At 75.9% G+C, this 14,396-nt stretch carries 11 protein-coding genes; 5 read left to right on the forward strand and 6 right to left on the reverse strand.

The features are described from left to right. Nucleotides 1–41 precede the first annotated feature (41 nt). The 5 genes from FB558_RS27005 to FB558_RS27025 form a co-directional block, all read right to left on the reverse strand. Nucleotides 42–1,469, reverse strand: coding sequence for an AMP-binding protein (locus FB558_RS27005; RefSeq protein ID WP_142058064.1), 1,428 nt, complete (start codon nt 1,467–1,469; stop codon nt 42–44). Next, nucleotides 1,466–2,821 (reverse strand): FAD-binding oxidoreductase, encoded by a 1,356-nt coding sequence (locus FB558_RS27010; RefSeq protein ID WP_142059151.1) that lies wholly within the window; start codon nt 2,819–2,821, stop codon nt 1,466–1,468. The genes FB558_RS27005 and FB558_RS27010 overlap by 4 nt, the downstream gene beginning before the upstream one ends. Before the next feature lie 85 nt (nt 2,822–2,906). Then, complete coding sequence (locus FB558_RS27015; protein ID WP_142058066.1) at nt 2,907–3,851, reverse strand: NAD(P)/FAD-dependent oxidoreductase; 945 nt, start codon at nt 3,849–3,851, stop codon at nt 2,907–2,909. A 418-nt stretch (nt 3,852–4,269) separates the two neighbouring features. Beyond that, the gene (locus FB558_RS27020) at nt 4,270–5,214 is read right to left on the reverse strand and encodes an o-succinylbenzoate synthase (RefSeq protein WP_142058067.1); all 945 of its coding nucleotides are present in this window, start codon (nt 5,212–5,214) and stop codon (nt 4,270–4,272) included. A gap of 245 nt (nt 5,215–5,459) precedes the next feature. Next, the gene (locus FB558_RS27025; RefSeq protein WP_142058069.1) at nt 5,460–6,920 is read right to left on the reverse strand and encodes a flavin-containing monooxygenase; all 1,461 of its coding nucleotides are present in this window, start codon (nt 6,918–6,920) and stop codon (nt 5,460–5,462) included. Nucleotides 6,921–6,991: 71 nt separating this feature from the next. Here FB558_RS27025 and FB558_RS27030 point away from each other — a divergent pair, with 71 nt between their 5' ends. After that, nucleotides 6,992–7,597, forward strand: a complete 606-nt coding sequence (locus tag FB558_RS27030; protein ID WP_142058072.1) for a TetR/AcrR family transcriptional regulator — start codon at nt 6,992–6,994, stop codon at nt 7,595–7,597. Nucleotides 7,598–7,783: 186 nt separating this feature from the next. Next, a complete protein-coding gene (locus tag FB558_RS27035; protein ID WP_142058074.1) occupies nt 7,784–8,527 on the forward strand; it encodes a siderophore-interacting protein in 744 nt (247 codons plus the stop codon). A gap of 397 nt (nt 8,528–8,924) precedes the next feature. Here the strand turns inward: FB558_RS27035 and FB558_RS27040 are convergent, their stop codons facing one another. Further along, nucleotides 8,925–9,596: a DUF2461 family protein gene (locus FB558_RS27040; RefSeq protein WP_170231541.1), complete on the reverse strand. Its 672-nt coding sequence runs from the start codon at nt 9,594–9,596 to the stop codon at nt 8,925–8,927. Between the two features lie 130 nt (nt 9,597–9,726). Between FB558_RS27040 and FB558_RS27045 the strand changes: the two genes are divergently transcribed. The 3 genes from FB558_RS27045 (at nt 9,727) to FB558_RS27055 (ending at nt 14,198) form a co-directional block, all read left to right on the forward strand. Continuing rightward, nucleotides 9,727–10,467 carry a response regulator transcription factor gene (locus FB558_RS27045; protein ID WP_142058078.1) on the forward strand — a complete coding sequence of 247 codons (741 nt, stop codon included), beginning with the start codon at nt 9,727–9,729 and terminating at the stop codon, nt 10,465–10,467. Then, the gene (locus FB558_RS27050) at nt 10,464–11,870 is read left to right on the forward strand and encodes a HAMP domain-containing sensor histidine kinase (protein ID WP_142058080.1); all 1,407 of its coding nucleotides are present in this window, start codon (nt 10,464–10,466) and stop codon (nt 11,868–11,870) included. The genes FB558_RS27045 and FB558_RS27050 overlap by 4 nt, the downstream gene beginning before the upstream one ends. 288 nt (nt 11,871–12,158) lie before the next feature. Next, the gene (locus FB558_RS27055) at nt 12,159–14,198 is read left to right on the forward strand and encodes a glycosyltransferase family 39 protein (protein WP_425468081.1); all 2,040 of its coding nucleotides are present in this window, start codon (nt 12,159–12,161) and stop codon (nt 14,196–14,198) included. The last annotated feature ends 198 nt before the right edge of the window (nt 14,199–14,396 follow it).

Below are 14,396 nucleotides of genomic sequence, written 5' to 3' on the forward strand. Positions count from 1 at the left end.
TGCCCGCAGCGGGCTGCCGTCATGCCCGGTTCACCAGCTGTTCATCCCCGGGGGAGCCGCGACTTCTGCACCTTCCCCATGTCGTTGCGCGGCAGCGCGTCGGTGAACCGCACCTCCCGCGGGCGCTTGTGCGGGGCGAGCAGCGTGGCGACGTGGTCGACGAGCTCCTTCTCCTCCGGCGCCTCCCCGACCGCGACGACGTGCGCGACGATCCGCTCGCCCAGGTCCGGATCCGGCACGCCGACGACGGCCGCCTCGGCCACCCCGGGGTGCTCCAGCAGCGCGTTCTCGATCTCGCCCGCCCCGATCTTGTAGCCGCCGGACTTGATCAGGTCGGTTGCGCTGCGCCCGACGAGCGCGAGCGCGCCGCTGGCGCTCCACTTGCCGATGTCGCCCGTGGCGAACCAGCCGTCCGCGGTGTGCGCGGCGGCGGTGGCGTCGGGCCGGTTCAGGTAGCCGGTGAACAGGCCGGGCCCGCGCACCTCGACCGCACCCAGCCCCTCGCCGTCGTCGCCCGGCAGCGGGGTGAGCCGCACCTCGGTGTCGCGCAGGGGACGGCCGACGGTGCCGGGCTCGGGCTCGTCGGACGCGCGCTGCGCGGTGAGGATGAGGGTCTCGGTGAGTCCGTAGCGCTCGCGGACGGCGAGGCCGGTGAGGCGGTGCAGCCGGGCGTGGTCGACGGCGGTGAGCGCGGCGGAACCGGACACCAGCAGCCGCGCGCGGCCGATCGCCGCGGCGGACTCCGGATCGTCCTCGAGGGCGTCGGCCAGCCGGTGGTACTGCGTCGGCACCCCGAACACCAGCGTGGGCGCGGCGGCCGCGAGCGCCCGCGGGTCGAGCGCGCCGATGTGGTGCAGCCGCCCGCCGCGCCGCAGCGGGCCGACCACGCCGAGGATCAGCCCGTGCACGTGGAACAGCGGCAGCGCGTGGACGAGCAGGTCGGCGTCGGTCCACTCCCACGCCTCGGCGAGGGCGTCGACGTTGGACGCCACGGCCGACCGCGTGAGCACGGCCCCCTTGGGCGGCCCGGTCGTGCCCGAGGTGTAGATCACGAAGGCGGTGGCGTCGGGTGCCGGCTCGCCTGTGGGCACCGTGCCCTCGGCAGCCAGGTCGACGTCCAGCCGCGGGAGCGCCGCGAGCGGGCCCGGCAGCGTGACGCCCGGGGCGGCGAGCACGGCCTCGGGCGCGGAGTCGCCGACGACGTGCCCCAGCTCGCGCTCCCCCAGCTTCGGGTTGAGCGGCACCGCCGTGACGCCGGCCAGCAGTGCGGCGGTGACCCCGACGGCGGTGTGGATCGAGGGCGTGGCGAGCACGGCCACCCGCTGCCGTCCGGCCAGCTGCGCCGCCAGCGCCCCCGCCGCGGACGCCAGGCCTGCGTAGCTCAGCTCGGTGTCGTCCCCCTCGCGGGTGCGGAACCGCAACGCGGTGCGGTCCGGGGGATCGAGCAGCGCGGGCAGCAACGGGGTCATCCGACCACCTTTCCGGGGTTGAGGATCCCTTGCGGATCCAGGGCCTGCTTCACGGCGCGTTGCAGCGCGAGCACCTCGGGGCCGAGCTCGGCGCGCATGCCGGGCAGCTTGAGCAGCCCCACGCCGTGCTCGCCGGTCACGGTGCCGCCGAGGGCGAGCGCGGCGTCGACGATGTCGTCGAACGCGGCCTGCGCGCGCCGCTTCGCCGCCTCGTCGCCGTGCGGGGTGAGCAGCAGCGGGTGCAGGTTGCCGTCGCCGGCGTGGGCGATGTTGGCGATCATGACGTCGTGCCGCGCGGCGATCTCCTCGACGCGCGCGAGCATCTCCGCGAGCCGGCCGCGGGGCAGGCAGACGTCCTCGGTCAGCAGCGCCTCCCCCCGCTGCTCCAGCGCGGGGTAGGCGAGCCGGCGGGCGTCGAACAGCGCGTCGGCCTCCACCGGGTCGGTCGAGAACACCGCGTCGCGCGCCCCGGCCGCCTCGAACTCGGCGAGGATCGCCGCGGCCTCCTGCTCGGCGGCGGGTTCGGGCAGGTCGGTCTGGGCGAGCAGCAGCACGGCCGCGTCCTCGGGCAGGCCGGCGTGCTTCCACGCGTTCACCGCGTGCAGGCAGACCCGGTCGACCAGCTCGAACGCCGAGGGCTGCAGGCCACGCGCGGTGACCCGGGAGACGGCGTCGCCCGCGGCCGTCAACGTGTCGAAGAACCCGACGACCGTCCGGGGTGTCCCGGTGCGCAGCGGGCGCAGCCGCACGGTGATCTCGGTGATCACCCCGAGCGTGCCCTCCGAGCCGACCATGAGCCCGGCCAGGTCGTAGCCGGCCACGCCCTTCGCGGTGCGCCGCCCCACCCGCACGACCTCGCCGGACGCGGTGACGACCTCGAGCGCGAGCACGTAGTCGCGGGTGACGCCGTACTTGACGCAGCACAGCCCGCCCGCGTTCGTGGCGACGTTGCCGCCGAGCGTCGACCACGGCGAGCTGGCCGGGTCCGGCGGGTACCACAGGCCGCGCTCCGCGGCGGCCGCGCGCAGGTCGTCGTTGACGACGCCGGGCTGCACGACCGCGAGCCGTTCGGCCTCGTCGATCTCGACGATCTCCCGCATCCGCTCGGTGCTCAGCACCACGCACCCGTCGACGGCGTTCGCCCCGCCCGACAGCCCGGTGCCCGCCCCGCGCGGTACCAGCGGGCGACTGTGCCGGGCGCACGCGCGGACGACGACCGCGACCTCGTCGGTGCTGCGCGGGCGCACCACCGCCGCCGCGCGCCCGTGCACCGCCCACTCGGCCTCGTCGTGCAGGTAGGGCGCAACCACGTCCGGATCCACCAGGACGCGGTCGGCGGGGAGCGCGGCCATGAGCTCGGCGACGAGGGGGTCGGACACGGGACAGGACGCTAACCCGCCGGACGCCCCCGCCGCACCTGTCTGTGGCGGGACCGGCTCACGACCGGCGGAGCCGGGCGGCCAGTGCCCGCCCGAGGAGGTGGCCCGAGCGCCACGCGGTCTCCACCCGCGGGCTGCCCCAGCCGTCGCCTGCGAGGGCGACACCGTCCGCACCCAGGTGGAACGGCTCCTCCTGCCCGTCGGCGGGACTCGCGTGCGGCCAGTGCTGCGCGAGCGTCCACCGCGGCGGGCTGCCGACGCCGAGCAGGTCGCGGATCGCGGCGAGGACCGGCGCGACCGCGGCGTCCGGATCGGCGGCGTGGGCGCGCGCGAGGTCCGCGGTCGTGTGCGCGACCAGGACGGGCGCGCCGTCGCCGCGGCGGGCGCCGTCGTCGGCGACGAGCGTGAGCACCGGGTGGTCGTTGACGAACGCGGCCGGCAGCTCGTCCCACTCGCGGGCGTCCCATCCGGCGGCGACGGCGATCGCGGGCCGCCACTCCCGTCCGTTCAGGTGCGCGGCCGCGGGGTGGCCGGGATCGAGCAGGGCCAGCGCCTGCGGGTCGGGCATCGCGAGCACGACGGCATCGGCCGGCTCGCCGTCGACGGTGGGACCGGGCCCGACCCGGCGCACCTCCCGGCTCGTCTCGACCGCGAGGCCCGCGGCGAGCTCCGCGACGAGACCACCCAGCCCCGCGGGCGCCGCCCAGCGTTGCGGGCCGGGGGCCCGCTCGCGCGTCCCGCCCGCCAGCACGGCGAGCTCCGAGGTCCACGGCCGGGCGAGTCCGGCGGCCCGCCACCGCTGCACGACCGCGGCGAAACCGGGATCGCGCACCGTGAAGTAGGCGGCGCCGAGGTCGACGGCCCGCCCCTCGACGACCGCCCCGCCCATCCGGCCCCCGACGCCGGCCGCGCGCTCGACGACGCGCACCGGCAGGTCCGCACGCGCCAGCTCCGCGGCGCACGCCACGCCGGCGATCCCCGCCCCGACCACCACGACCGACACGGGCGGACCGTACGCCCCGGCCTCTCCGCCGCCGGTGTCGGAGATCCCGAGCGGCTCGAACGAGCGGCCTGGACGAGGGCCGGTCTGAGCGGCGGCGGCTCGACGACGGCAGCTCACACGACGGCAACTCACACGACGGCGGCTCGACGGCCGCGGGCGATGATGGCGGGAGCCGGTGCCGCCGAGAGCGCGCCCGCCTCGCCGCTCCCTGCGGTCGACGGGTGAACGGAACACCAGGGTTCTCCGACCGTGATCGAACTGCGCTGGTGTTCCGCTCACCCGCGTTCCAGCGCGAACCGGTGCCGGAGCGGGTCGCCCAGGGGTTGCAGCCCGACCGGCCGGGAGCGGTCCGCCCGCCCGCCCGGCGGCGCGGACGGTGTCGCGTATCGAGCCGGCAGGCGGCGCCGGCGATCGCCGTTCAGCCCCGCGTGTGCGCGTCCACTCGGGCCAGCCGCTCCCGCCACCAGAGCTCCCGCTCGGGCACTGCGGCCACGCGGTCGCGAAGCACCGGCTCCGGCGCGCTGCGGGGCACCGGCAGCCAGCCGTCGCGCGGGACGAACGCCTCCGCGACGACGTCCGTGGTGAGGAGGGCGCCGGTGCCCAGACCGCACGCCATGTCGAGCTGCGGCAGCGCCCCGGCCAGCGCCAGCTCCGCGGCCATGCCCACGCTCGTCTCCAGGGCCGAGGACACCACGCACGGCAGGCCGCACGCCTCCGCGACCGCGAGGGCCCGCCGGACACCGCCCAGCGGCGCGCACTTCAGCACCGCGATGTCCGCCGCACCGGCCACGGCGACCCGCAGGGGGTCCTCGGCGCGGCGGATCGACTCGTCCGCGGCGATCGGCGTGTCGACCCGTCGGCGCACCGCCGCGAGCTCCTCGACGCTGCGGCAGGGCTGCTCGACGTACTGCAGCCCGCCAGCGGCACGGTCCAGCTCCCGGATCGCGGCCACGGCCTCGTCGACCGTCCACGCGGCGTTGGCGTCCACGCGCACCGCCCCCGCGGGACCGAGGGCGTCGCGCACCGCCGCGACGCGCTCCAGGTCCGCGGGCAGCGAGCCGGGCGCATCCGCGACCTTGACCTTGGCCGTGGCGCACCCCGAGGCCCGCACGATCTCCTGCGCCCGCTGCGGCCCGACGGCCGGGACGATGCAGTTCACCGGCACCCGCTCGCGCACCGGCGCCGGCCAGCCTTCCTCGGCGGCCTCGCGCGCCGCGGCGAGCCACGGCACCGACTCGCGGTCGTCGTAGTCGGCGAACGGGCAGAACTCCCCCCACCCGGCCGGCCCCCGCAGCAGCATCCCCTCGCGAACGGTGATCCCGCGGAACCGGGTGGTCAGGGGGATGGCGTAGACGTCGGGCACCGGCCGACCCTACGCACGACGGATCCCCGGTGCGGCGGCTCTCCGCGTCGGGACGCGCACGATGCCCCTCCCGAGCGGGAGACTCACCAAGCCGAGACGGGAGACTCACCCGGCCGAGACGGGAGACTCGCGCTGTCGAGACGGGAGACTCGCCGGGGCCAGATGGGAGACTCGCGCAGTCGAGGCGCACGACGCCCGGCGAGTCTCCCGTCCGAACCCCGCGAGTCTCCCGTTCGAGTTCGGGGCTACGCCACCAGTTCGTGGTCGGCGGCGCGGACCTTGCGGGTGCGGCGGCGGAAGTCGAAGGTGTAGCCCGGCCACAGGGTGCGGTTGCGGCCGTCGTCGTCGAGGTACCAGCTCGCGCAGCCACCTGCGGTCCACACCGAGCCTTCGAGCCGCTGCTGCAGCCGCGCGTTGTAGGCGTCCTGACGGTCGCGACGGGTGTCGAGCGCGGTCGCCCTGTGGACGTCGAGCAGGCGCAGGGCGTCGAGCACGTAGTTCAGCTGCGACTCGATCATGAAGACCATGGAGCTGTGCCCCAGCCCGGTGTTCGGCCCGGTCAGGACGAACAGGTTCGGGAAGCCGGCGACCGTCGTGCCGAGGTAGCCCTCGACGACGCCCGTGTCCGCGAGTCGCGCGCCGTCGCGTCCGGTGATCGGCACCGACTTGCCCAGCCCCGCGCCCACCGTGAACCCGGTCCCGAAGATGATCGTGTCGACGGCGTGCTCGACCCCGTCGGCAGTGACGACCCCGCTCGGGGTGACCCGCACGACCTTCTCGGTGATCACGTCCACGTTGGGCTGCTTGAGGGCCGGGTAGTAGTCGTTGGACATCAGGATGCGCTTGCAGCCGATCGTGAAGTCCGGCGTGACCTTGGCCTTCAGCTCCGGGTGCCCGGTGAGCACGCGATCCAGGTAGGCGCGGGCGAACTTCTCGACCACGGCCATCCGGCGCGGCTTGAGGAACCCGCTGACCAGCGCCTCGTTGCGGGCGTAGACCAGCGCCCGCTGCAGCTTCTGCAGGACCGGCAGCGCGCGGTAGAGCCGGCGGGCCACGGTCGGCACCGGGCGGTCCGGCTTCGGCAGCACCCAGGGCGCCGTCCGCTGGAACAGCGCGAGCGAGGCCACCTGCGGCTGGATCGCCGGCACGAACTGGATCGCGCTCGCGCCGGTGCCGATGACGGCGACGCGGCGGCCGGTCAGGTCGTGGTCGTGGCGCCACTGCGCCGAGTGGAAGATCGTGCCGGCGAACTCGTCGAGGCCGGGGATGTCGGGCACGGACGGCTCGTGCAGCGCACCGGTGCCCCAGACGACGGCGCGCGCGACCACCCGGGAACCGTCCGCGAGGTCCAGGTCCCAGTGCCGCCCCGCCCAGCGTGCCGCCGTGACCTCGGCGCCGAAGCGGATGCGGTCGCGCAGCCCGTAGCGGTCGGCGACCCGCTCCAGGTACGCCCGGATCTCCGGCTGCCGCGCGAACGTGCGCGTCCATTCCGGGTTGGGCGCGAACGAGAACGAGTAGAGGTGCGACTGCACGTCGCAGGCACAGCCCGGATAGGTGTTGTCGCGCCACGTGCCGCCGAGGGTGTCGCCCTTCTCCAGCACGAGGAAGTCCTCGCGGCCCGCGGTGCGCAGGCGGGCGGCGGCCCCCAGCCCGGCGAACCCGCTTCCGACGATCGCGACGTCCACGTGGGTCTCGGTCTCGTGCATCGGCGCTCTCCTCCCGAGGGGTTACCGCCAGTAAGTTACCACGAGTAAGTTACGGCCGGTAGGGTCGGTCCGTGGACACCCGAGCGCCCCGCCGCCGCGTCGGCCGGGCCGAACGCGAACGCCAGATCCTGGACGCGGCCGTGGCCGTGTTCGGCGAGCGCGGGTACCAGAACGCGTCGATGGACCAGGTGGCCGAGCGGGTCGGGGTGACCAAACCGGTCCTCTACACGCACTTCGGCTCCAAGCACGGCCTGCTGCTCGCCTGCATCGCCCGGGCCCGCGCGGAGCTGCTCGAGGTGACGTCGACGGCCGCCGCGGGCGCGTCCACACCCGAGGAGATGCTCCGGCGGGGCACGCTCGCGTTCTTCGAGTACCTGCAGCGCCAGGCGCCCGCCTGGACCCTGCTCTACTCGGAGGCCGCCATCGCGGGCGATGCCATCGAGGAGATCCGCGCCCAGCAGACCGACTTCATCGCCGCGCTGCTCGCCGCCCAGGCCCCCGACGCCGACGCCCAGCGCCTCACCGGGTGGGCGCAGATCATCGTCGGGGCATGTGAACGGCTGGCGCTCTGGCGTGCCCGCGCCGACGTCAGCAGCGAGCAGGCCACCGACTACCTGATGGACCTGGTCTGGACGGGACTGGCAGGCGCGGCGGCCGGCCCGACGAGGCGCGCGTAGCACCCGAGGCACTCGTACGACCGGCACCATCGTCCGATGGGTCCTCACGAACGGCCAGCTCGTACGACGGGACCAGTGGGCGGCGCACACGGGCGCGCGGCGAGTGTCGGACGATAGGTCCGTTCGTACGGCCGATGCCGCCGCCGCGAGCGCCGCCTCCCGGTCCGCACGGCACAATCACGGGCCGTGAGTACCACCGCACCCCGGCTGCTGCAGGTCCGGCGCAGCGAGCAGGTCACCCCGCGGATGATCCGGGTGACGCTCGCCGGTGAGGAGCTCGCCGGGTTCGGCGGCGAGGGTCCGGACCGGCGGATCAAGATGTTCTTCCCGGTGGAGGGGCAGGAGCGGCCGGCCGTGCCGCGGGCGGCCTCGGGCGGCCCGGTGTGGCCGGCGGGTGAGCCGCGCCCGGCGATCCGCACGTACACCGTCCGCCGCTTCGACCCGGCGGCCGGCGAGCTGGACGTCGACTTCGTGCTCCACGAGGGCCACGGCCCGGCGGCCGCGTGGGCGCGGGACGCGCAGCCGGGGGCGTGGGTGGGCGTGTCCGAGCCAGGGGGCCGCTACGAGCCGGACCCCGCCGCGGCCTTCCACGTCGTCATCGGCGACGAGACCGCCCTGCCCGCCGTCGCCACCGTGCTCGCGGCGCTGCCCGCGGGGGTACCGGCGTTCGCGTTCCTCGAGGTCGCCGACGCCGGCGAGGAGCAGGACCTGCCCGGCGCCGCGGAGCTGCACTGGGTGCACCGCGGAGACGCCGAGCCGGGCGCGCCGCTGGCCGCCGCCGTGCGGGCCGCGGAGTTCCCGGCAGGCGACGGGCAGGCGTGGCTCTCGGGCGAGTCGGCCTGCGTGCGCGACCTGCGCAAACACCTGCTCGACGAGCGCGGCCTCGACCGCCGCCGCGTCTACGCCACGGGGTACTGGCGCGCGCGCTGACCCCGCCCATCAGCCCCGGTGCACTCGCCCTGCCCGAACGGGGGACTCGCCCTGCCCAAACGGGAGACTCGCCGGCCGCGGGCGAGTCTCCCGTCCCGACAGCGCGAGTCCCCCGTCCCGACAGCCCGAGTCCCCCGTCCCGACAGCCCGAGTCCCCCGTCCCGACAGCCCGAGTCCCCCGTCCCGACAGCCCGAGTCCCCCGTCCCGACAGCCCGAGTCCCCCGTCCCGACAGCCCGAGTCCCCCGTCCCGACAGCCCGAGTCCCCCGTCCCGACGGGCGAGTTCCGCCGAGTGTCGGCAGCGCGCCTCCTTCGGCGTGGCCGCGGGCAGGTGCCACCGAGCCGGGCGCAGAACCGGGCCCGCGGACACCCGCCCGTGGCGTCGGGGCGTGGCCGGTCAGCCGGCCGGCTCCGGCACCGCGGACGGCCGCGGCCGCGGCGCGACCGGCTCGGGCGGACCCACGTGCGCGTCCAGCCACACCACCACCGGCGCGGCGGCCCGCCAGGCGCGCCGGACCCGCTCGAGCGGCTCCCGGGTGGCGAGCCACTCCCCCACCGGCCAGGAGGTGACGACCTGCAGCCCGCCGTGGCGCAGCAGCCCGATGCGCGGGTGGTCGGCACGGAACCCGCGCGGCGTGCCGCGCAACGCGCGGCCGCGATCGACGGTGTGCCCCGCGAGCAGCAGCGCCAGCTCGTCGCCCGCAGGCCCGTCCACGGCGGAGCGGTAGCAGCGCAGCTGCCGGCCGTCGAACGACCAGTGCCCGGCCGATGCGGACAAGGCGCCTGCCGACAGCACGACCGAGAGCGCGCACCCGCCCGGGCTGCGGGCGACACCGCCGACGTCGGTGCGGTAGGGCGGGACGTCGGGCCGGAACCGGCGGTTGCGGTAAGGCCGCAGCACGCGGACCGGGCCGAACTCCGGCTCCAGCTCGGCCGCGAGCGCGCGCATCGGGGCGTGCGCCGCCGCGTGCCGGTGCCCGTGCACCGACCAGAACTCACGGGTGTTGTCGGCCGCGATCTCGGCGAGGAACGCGGTGGCGTCGCCCGGCCAGCCCTCGAACGTGGTCATGCCGTCCTCCTGTCGGTGGAAATACCGGCATTGACGACGGCGGAGGCTGCGCGGTTCCGTCCTTTCTCGCACAGCTCGCGCACAGGATCCGCCCATCGGGGCCACAGCCGCGCGGGCGAGGCTGACTAGCATGGCGACGGTGCGAGGCACGGCTCCTGAGCTACGACGCGCGGACGGGGGCCCGATCCGCGTCCTCGTGGTCGACGACGAGACCGCCCTCGCCGAGCTGCTCTCGATGGCCCTGCGCTACGAGGGTTGGGACGTGCGGACGGCCGCCGACGGCACCACCGCCGTCCGCCTCGCGCGCGAGCACCGCCCCGACGCCGTGGTGCTCGACGTGATGCTCCCCGACCTCGACGGCCTCGAGGTGCTGCGCCGGATGCGCGCCGAGACCCCCGAGGTGCCGGTCCTGTTCCTCACCGCACGCGACGCCGTGGAGGACCGGATCGCCGGGCTGACGGCGGGCGGCGACGACTACGTCACCAAACCGTTCAGCCTCGAAGAGCTGATCGCGCGGCTGCGCGGGCTGCTGCGCCGCTCCGGGATGGCGGCCGCGCGGCAGGGGTCCCAGCTCGTCGTCGGCGACCTGGTGCTCGACGAGGACAGCCACGAGGTCCGCCGCGGTGACGACCTCGTGGAGCTCACCGCCACCGAGTTCGAGCTGCTGCGCTACCTGATGCGCAACCCGCGCCGCGTGCTGTCCAAGGCCCAGATCCTCGACCGCGTGTGGAACTACGACTTCGGCGGCCAGTCCAACGTGGTCGAGCTCTACGTGTCCTACCTGCGCAAGAAGATCGACGCCGGGCGCTCGCCGATGATCCACACCGTCCGTGGAGCGGGCTACGTGCTCAAACCGGCGGCGGAGGGGTGACCGGACGGTCCCTGCGGACCCGGCTGGTGGCGGCGATGCTGCTGCTGCTGGCCATCGCGTCGACCGTGATCGCGGTGGTCACCGCGGTCGCCCTGCGCGAGTTCCTGATCGACCGGTTGGACGACGAGCTGCGCGCGTCCAACCGGGTGCTCATCCGCGCCGAGCCGGGGTCGCCGCCCACCGTGGCGCTGGCCCACCCCGGCCCCCGGCCGCCCGACAGCCTCACCGCGGTCGTGCGGGACGGCAACGTGCTCGCCGCGGGCGTGTTCCCCCTCGGCCAGGACGTGCTGCCGGTGCCTGCGGTGGAGTACCCCGACCTGGCCGGGGTGCCGGCCGGGGCGCCGCCGCGCAGCGTCGACCTCGGCGAGCTCGGCGACTACCGCGTGGTCGCGACCCGGACGCCGATCGGGGACGTCATCGTCAGCGGCATGCCGGAGGCGGGCGTGCAGGCCACGGTGACCCGGCTGGTGCTCATCGAGCTGGTGGTCACCGGGGTCGCGCTGGCCGGGGCGGGCACCGCGGCCGCGATGGCCGTCCGGCACGAGCTGCGCCCGCTGGAGCGGGTGGCGACCACCGCCGCGCGGGTGAGCGCGCTGCCGCTGGACCGCGGCGAGGTCTCGCTGGCCGACCGGGTGCCGGACGCCGACCCGCGCACCGAGGTGGGCCAGGTCGGCGCGGCGCTCAACCGGATGCTCGACCACGTCGGGTCCGCGCTGGAGGCGCGGCACGCCAGCGAGATGCGGCTGCGGCAGTTCGTCGCGGACGCCAGCCACGAGCTGCGCACCCCGCTCGCCGCGATCAGCGGCTACACCGAGCTCACCCGCCGCGGCGAGCTCCCCGCGGACGCCGAGTACTCGCTCACCCGCATCGCCTCGCAGGCCGAACGGATGACGACGCTGGTGGAGGACCTGCTCCTGCTGGCCCGGCTCGACGCGGGGCGTCCGCTCGAAGGCGGCGAGGTCGACCTCACCCGGCTCGTCGTCGACGCCGTGGCCGACGCCCACGCGGCCGGCCCGGACCACGACTGGCGGCTCGCCGCGCCCGAGCACCCACTGGTGGTGCCGGGCGATGCCTCGCGGCTGGCCCAGGTGCTGGCCAACCTGCTGGCCAACGCCCGCGCGCACACCCCGCCCGGCACCTCCGTGACGGTCGCGCTGGCGGCCGAGCGGGGCGACGCCCTGATCTCCGTCGCGGACAACGGCCCGGGCATCGCGCCCGAGCTGCTGCCGAACGTCTTCGAGCGGTTCGCCCGCGGCTCGACCTCCCGCTCCCGGGACAACGGCAGCACCGGCCTCGGCCTGGCGATCGTGCGCGCGGTCGTGACGGCGCACCGCGGCACGGTCGCGGTCACCAGCCACCCCGGCCGCACCGAGTTCACCGTCCGCCTCCCCACCGGCCCCTGACACGCTCACACACCGACTCCTGCGCTCGCACACCGACTGCAGTCGATGTGGCACCACCGAAATCGGTGTGTGAGCGGACGCAACGGCCCGGCCCACCGCGGGCCCCGGGGCAACGATCGGCCGCCCGCCCTTGACGCGCTCACACACCGACTCCTGCACTCACACACCGACTGCAGTCGATGTGACAGCACCGGAATCGGTGTGTGAGTGGGCGCACGCGGTCGCACACAGGTCTTGCACAGCTCGCCCACCGGGCCGGCACAGCGCCCCGCTGCACCCTCGGGCGGCGTGGCCACGACGATCGACACCCGCACCGGAGAACCTCCCGCCCCGCTCCCCCACCGCTCGCCGTGGCCGCGCCGGACCGCGGTGGGCGGCCTGCTCGCCGGCACCGCGGTGCTCTACCTGTGGGGCCTGTCCGCGTCCGGCTGGGCCAACGCGTTCTACGCCGCGGCCGCGCAGGCCGGTGCCGAGAGCTGGTCGGCCTGGTTCTTCGGCTCCTCCGACCCGGCGAACGCGATCACCGTGGACAAGACGCCTGCCGCGCTGTGGGTGACCGGGCTGTCGGTGCGGCTGTTCGGGCTGAGCAGCTGGAGCGTGCTCGTCCCGCAGGCGCTGATGGGCGTGGCGACGGTCGCGCTGCTGTACGCGACCGTGCGGCGCACCGCAGGCACCGCGGCCGGGCTGCTGGCCGGCGCCGTGCTCGCGCTCACGCCGGTGGCCGTGCTGATGTTCCGGTTCAACAACCCGGACGCGCTGCTCACGCTGCTGCTGGTCGGCGCGGCGTACGCGACCCTGCGCGCGGTGGAGGCCGGCCGGACCCGCTGGCTGCTGCTGGCCGCCGTGCTCGTCGGGTTCGGGTTCCTCACGAAGATGCTGCAGGCGTTCCTCGTGCTGCCGGTGTTCGCGGCGGTGTGGCTCGCGGCCGCGCCGGTCGCGGTCGGGCGGCGGGTGCGCGACCTGCTGCCGGCGGGCGTCGCGGTGCTCGTCAGCGCGGGCTGGTGGGTGCTCGTGGTCGAGCTGTGGCCCGCCGACGCGCGGCCCTACATCGGCGGGTCGCAGACCAACAGCGTGCTCGAGCTCGTGTTCGGCTACAACGGCATCGGTCGCCTCACCGGTGACGAGGTCGGCAGCGTCGGCGGGGTGGTGGCTACCCCGGGCGGCTCCCCGACCGGCGGCACCTGGGGCCGGACCGGGCTCACCCGCCTGCTCACCGGCAACCTCGCCGGGGACGCGTCCTGGCTGCTCCCGGCCGCGCTGGTGCTGCTCGTCGCGCTGCTGTGGTGGACGCGCCGCGCGCCGCGGACCGACCGCGTGCGTGCGGCGGCGCTCGTCTGGGGTGGCTGGCTCGTCGTGCACGTCGCGGTGTTCAGCCTGATGGCCGGGATCTTCCACGGCTACTACCAGGTGGTGCTCGCGCCGGCGGTCGGGGCGCTGGTCGGTATCGGGGCGGTCGTGCTCTGGCGCAGGCGGGCCGGGCTCGCGGCGCGGGTCGTGCTCGCGGCGGTGCTCGCGGTGTCGGCGGGGTGGGCGTTCGTGCTGCTGCGCCGCGCCCCGGACTGGCAGCCGTGGCTCGCCTGGACGGTGCTCGCCCTCGGGGCGGGCGGCGCCGCAGGCCTGCTCGCGGTGCACCGGCTGAACCGCGCGGCGGCGGCCGGGGTGCTCGGCGTCGCCGTGGTGGCGGCGCTCGCCGCGCCGGCGGCATGGTCGCTCGCCACGGCGGCGAGCCCGCACCGCGGCGCCATCCCCTTCGCCGGACCGGCGGACGGGCGACCGGGCGGCGGTGGCATCCGCATCGGCGGCGGGCCGCCCGACGGCGGCACCGGTCCACGCGACGGCGCCGCGGTCGATGGCCCGGACCCGATGGGGCCCGGCGGGCCCGGTGCCGGACAGGCCGGTGCGAGACCGGGCGGGGCCGGACAGGGCGGGGCGATCCCGGGCGACGGGGTCCTGTTCGGGGGCAACCTGCTCGGCGCCCCACCCCCGCCGGCCGCGGTGAACGCGCTCCTGCAGCAGGACGCCGCGGCCTTCACCTGGGCGGCGGCGACCATCGGCTCCAACAGCGCCGCCGCCCTACAGCTCGGCAGCGGCGAGCCGGTGATGGCGCTGGGCGGGTTCAACGGCACCGATCCGGCCCCCACCCTGGAGCAGTTCCAGCAGCTCGTCGCGCAGCAGCGGGTGCACTACTTCGTCGGCGACGCCGGCCGCAGCAACACCGCGAGCGGCGGCAGCGACGAGGCCCACCGGATCGGCCTTTGGGTCGAGGCCACGTTCACCCCGGTGTCGATCGACGGCACCACCGTCTACGATCTGACGCGGCCCCGGTGAGCACGGACGCGCAACTCCCCGTGCCCGGATGCGCGACTCGCCCGCTGTCCGGCGAGTCCCGCGAACGAGCACGGCGAGTCCCGCATCTCGGCACGGTGAGTCGCGCGTTCCGGTACGGCGGGTCGCGCATCTCGACACCTCCGACCGGGCACGGACCCGGAGTCGGGCGGGCGCGGGTGCCCGACCCGGGGGGACCCG

The organism is Pseudonocardia kunmingensis (assembly GCF_006716445.1).
Lineage (GTDB): Bacteria > Actinomycetota > Actinomycetes > Mycobacteriales > Pseudonocardiaceae > Pseudonocardia > Pseudonocardia kunmingensis.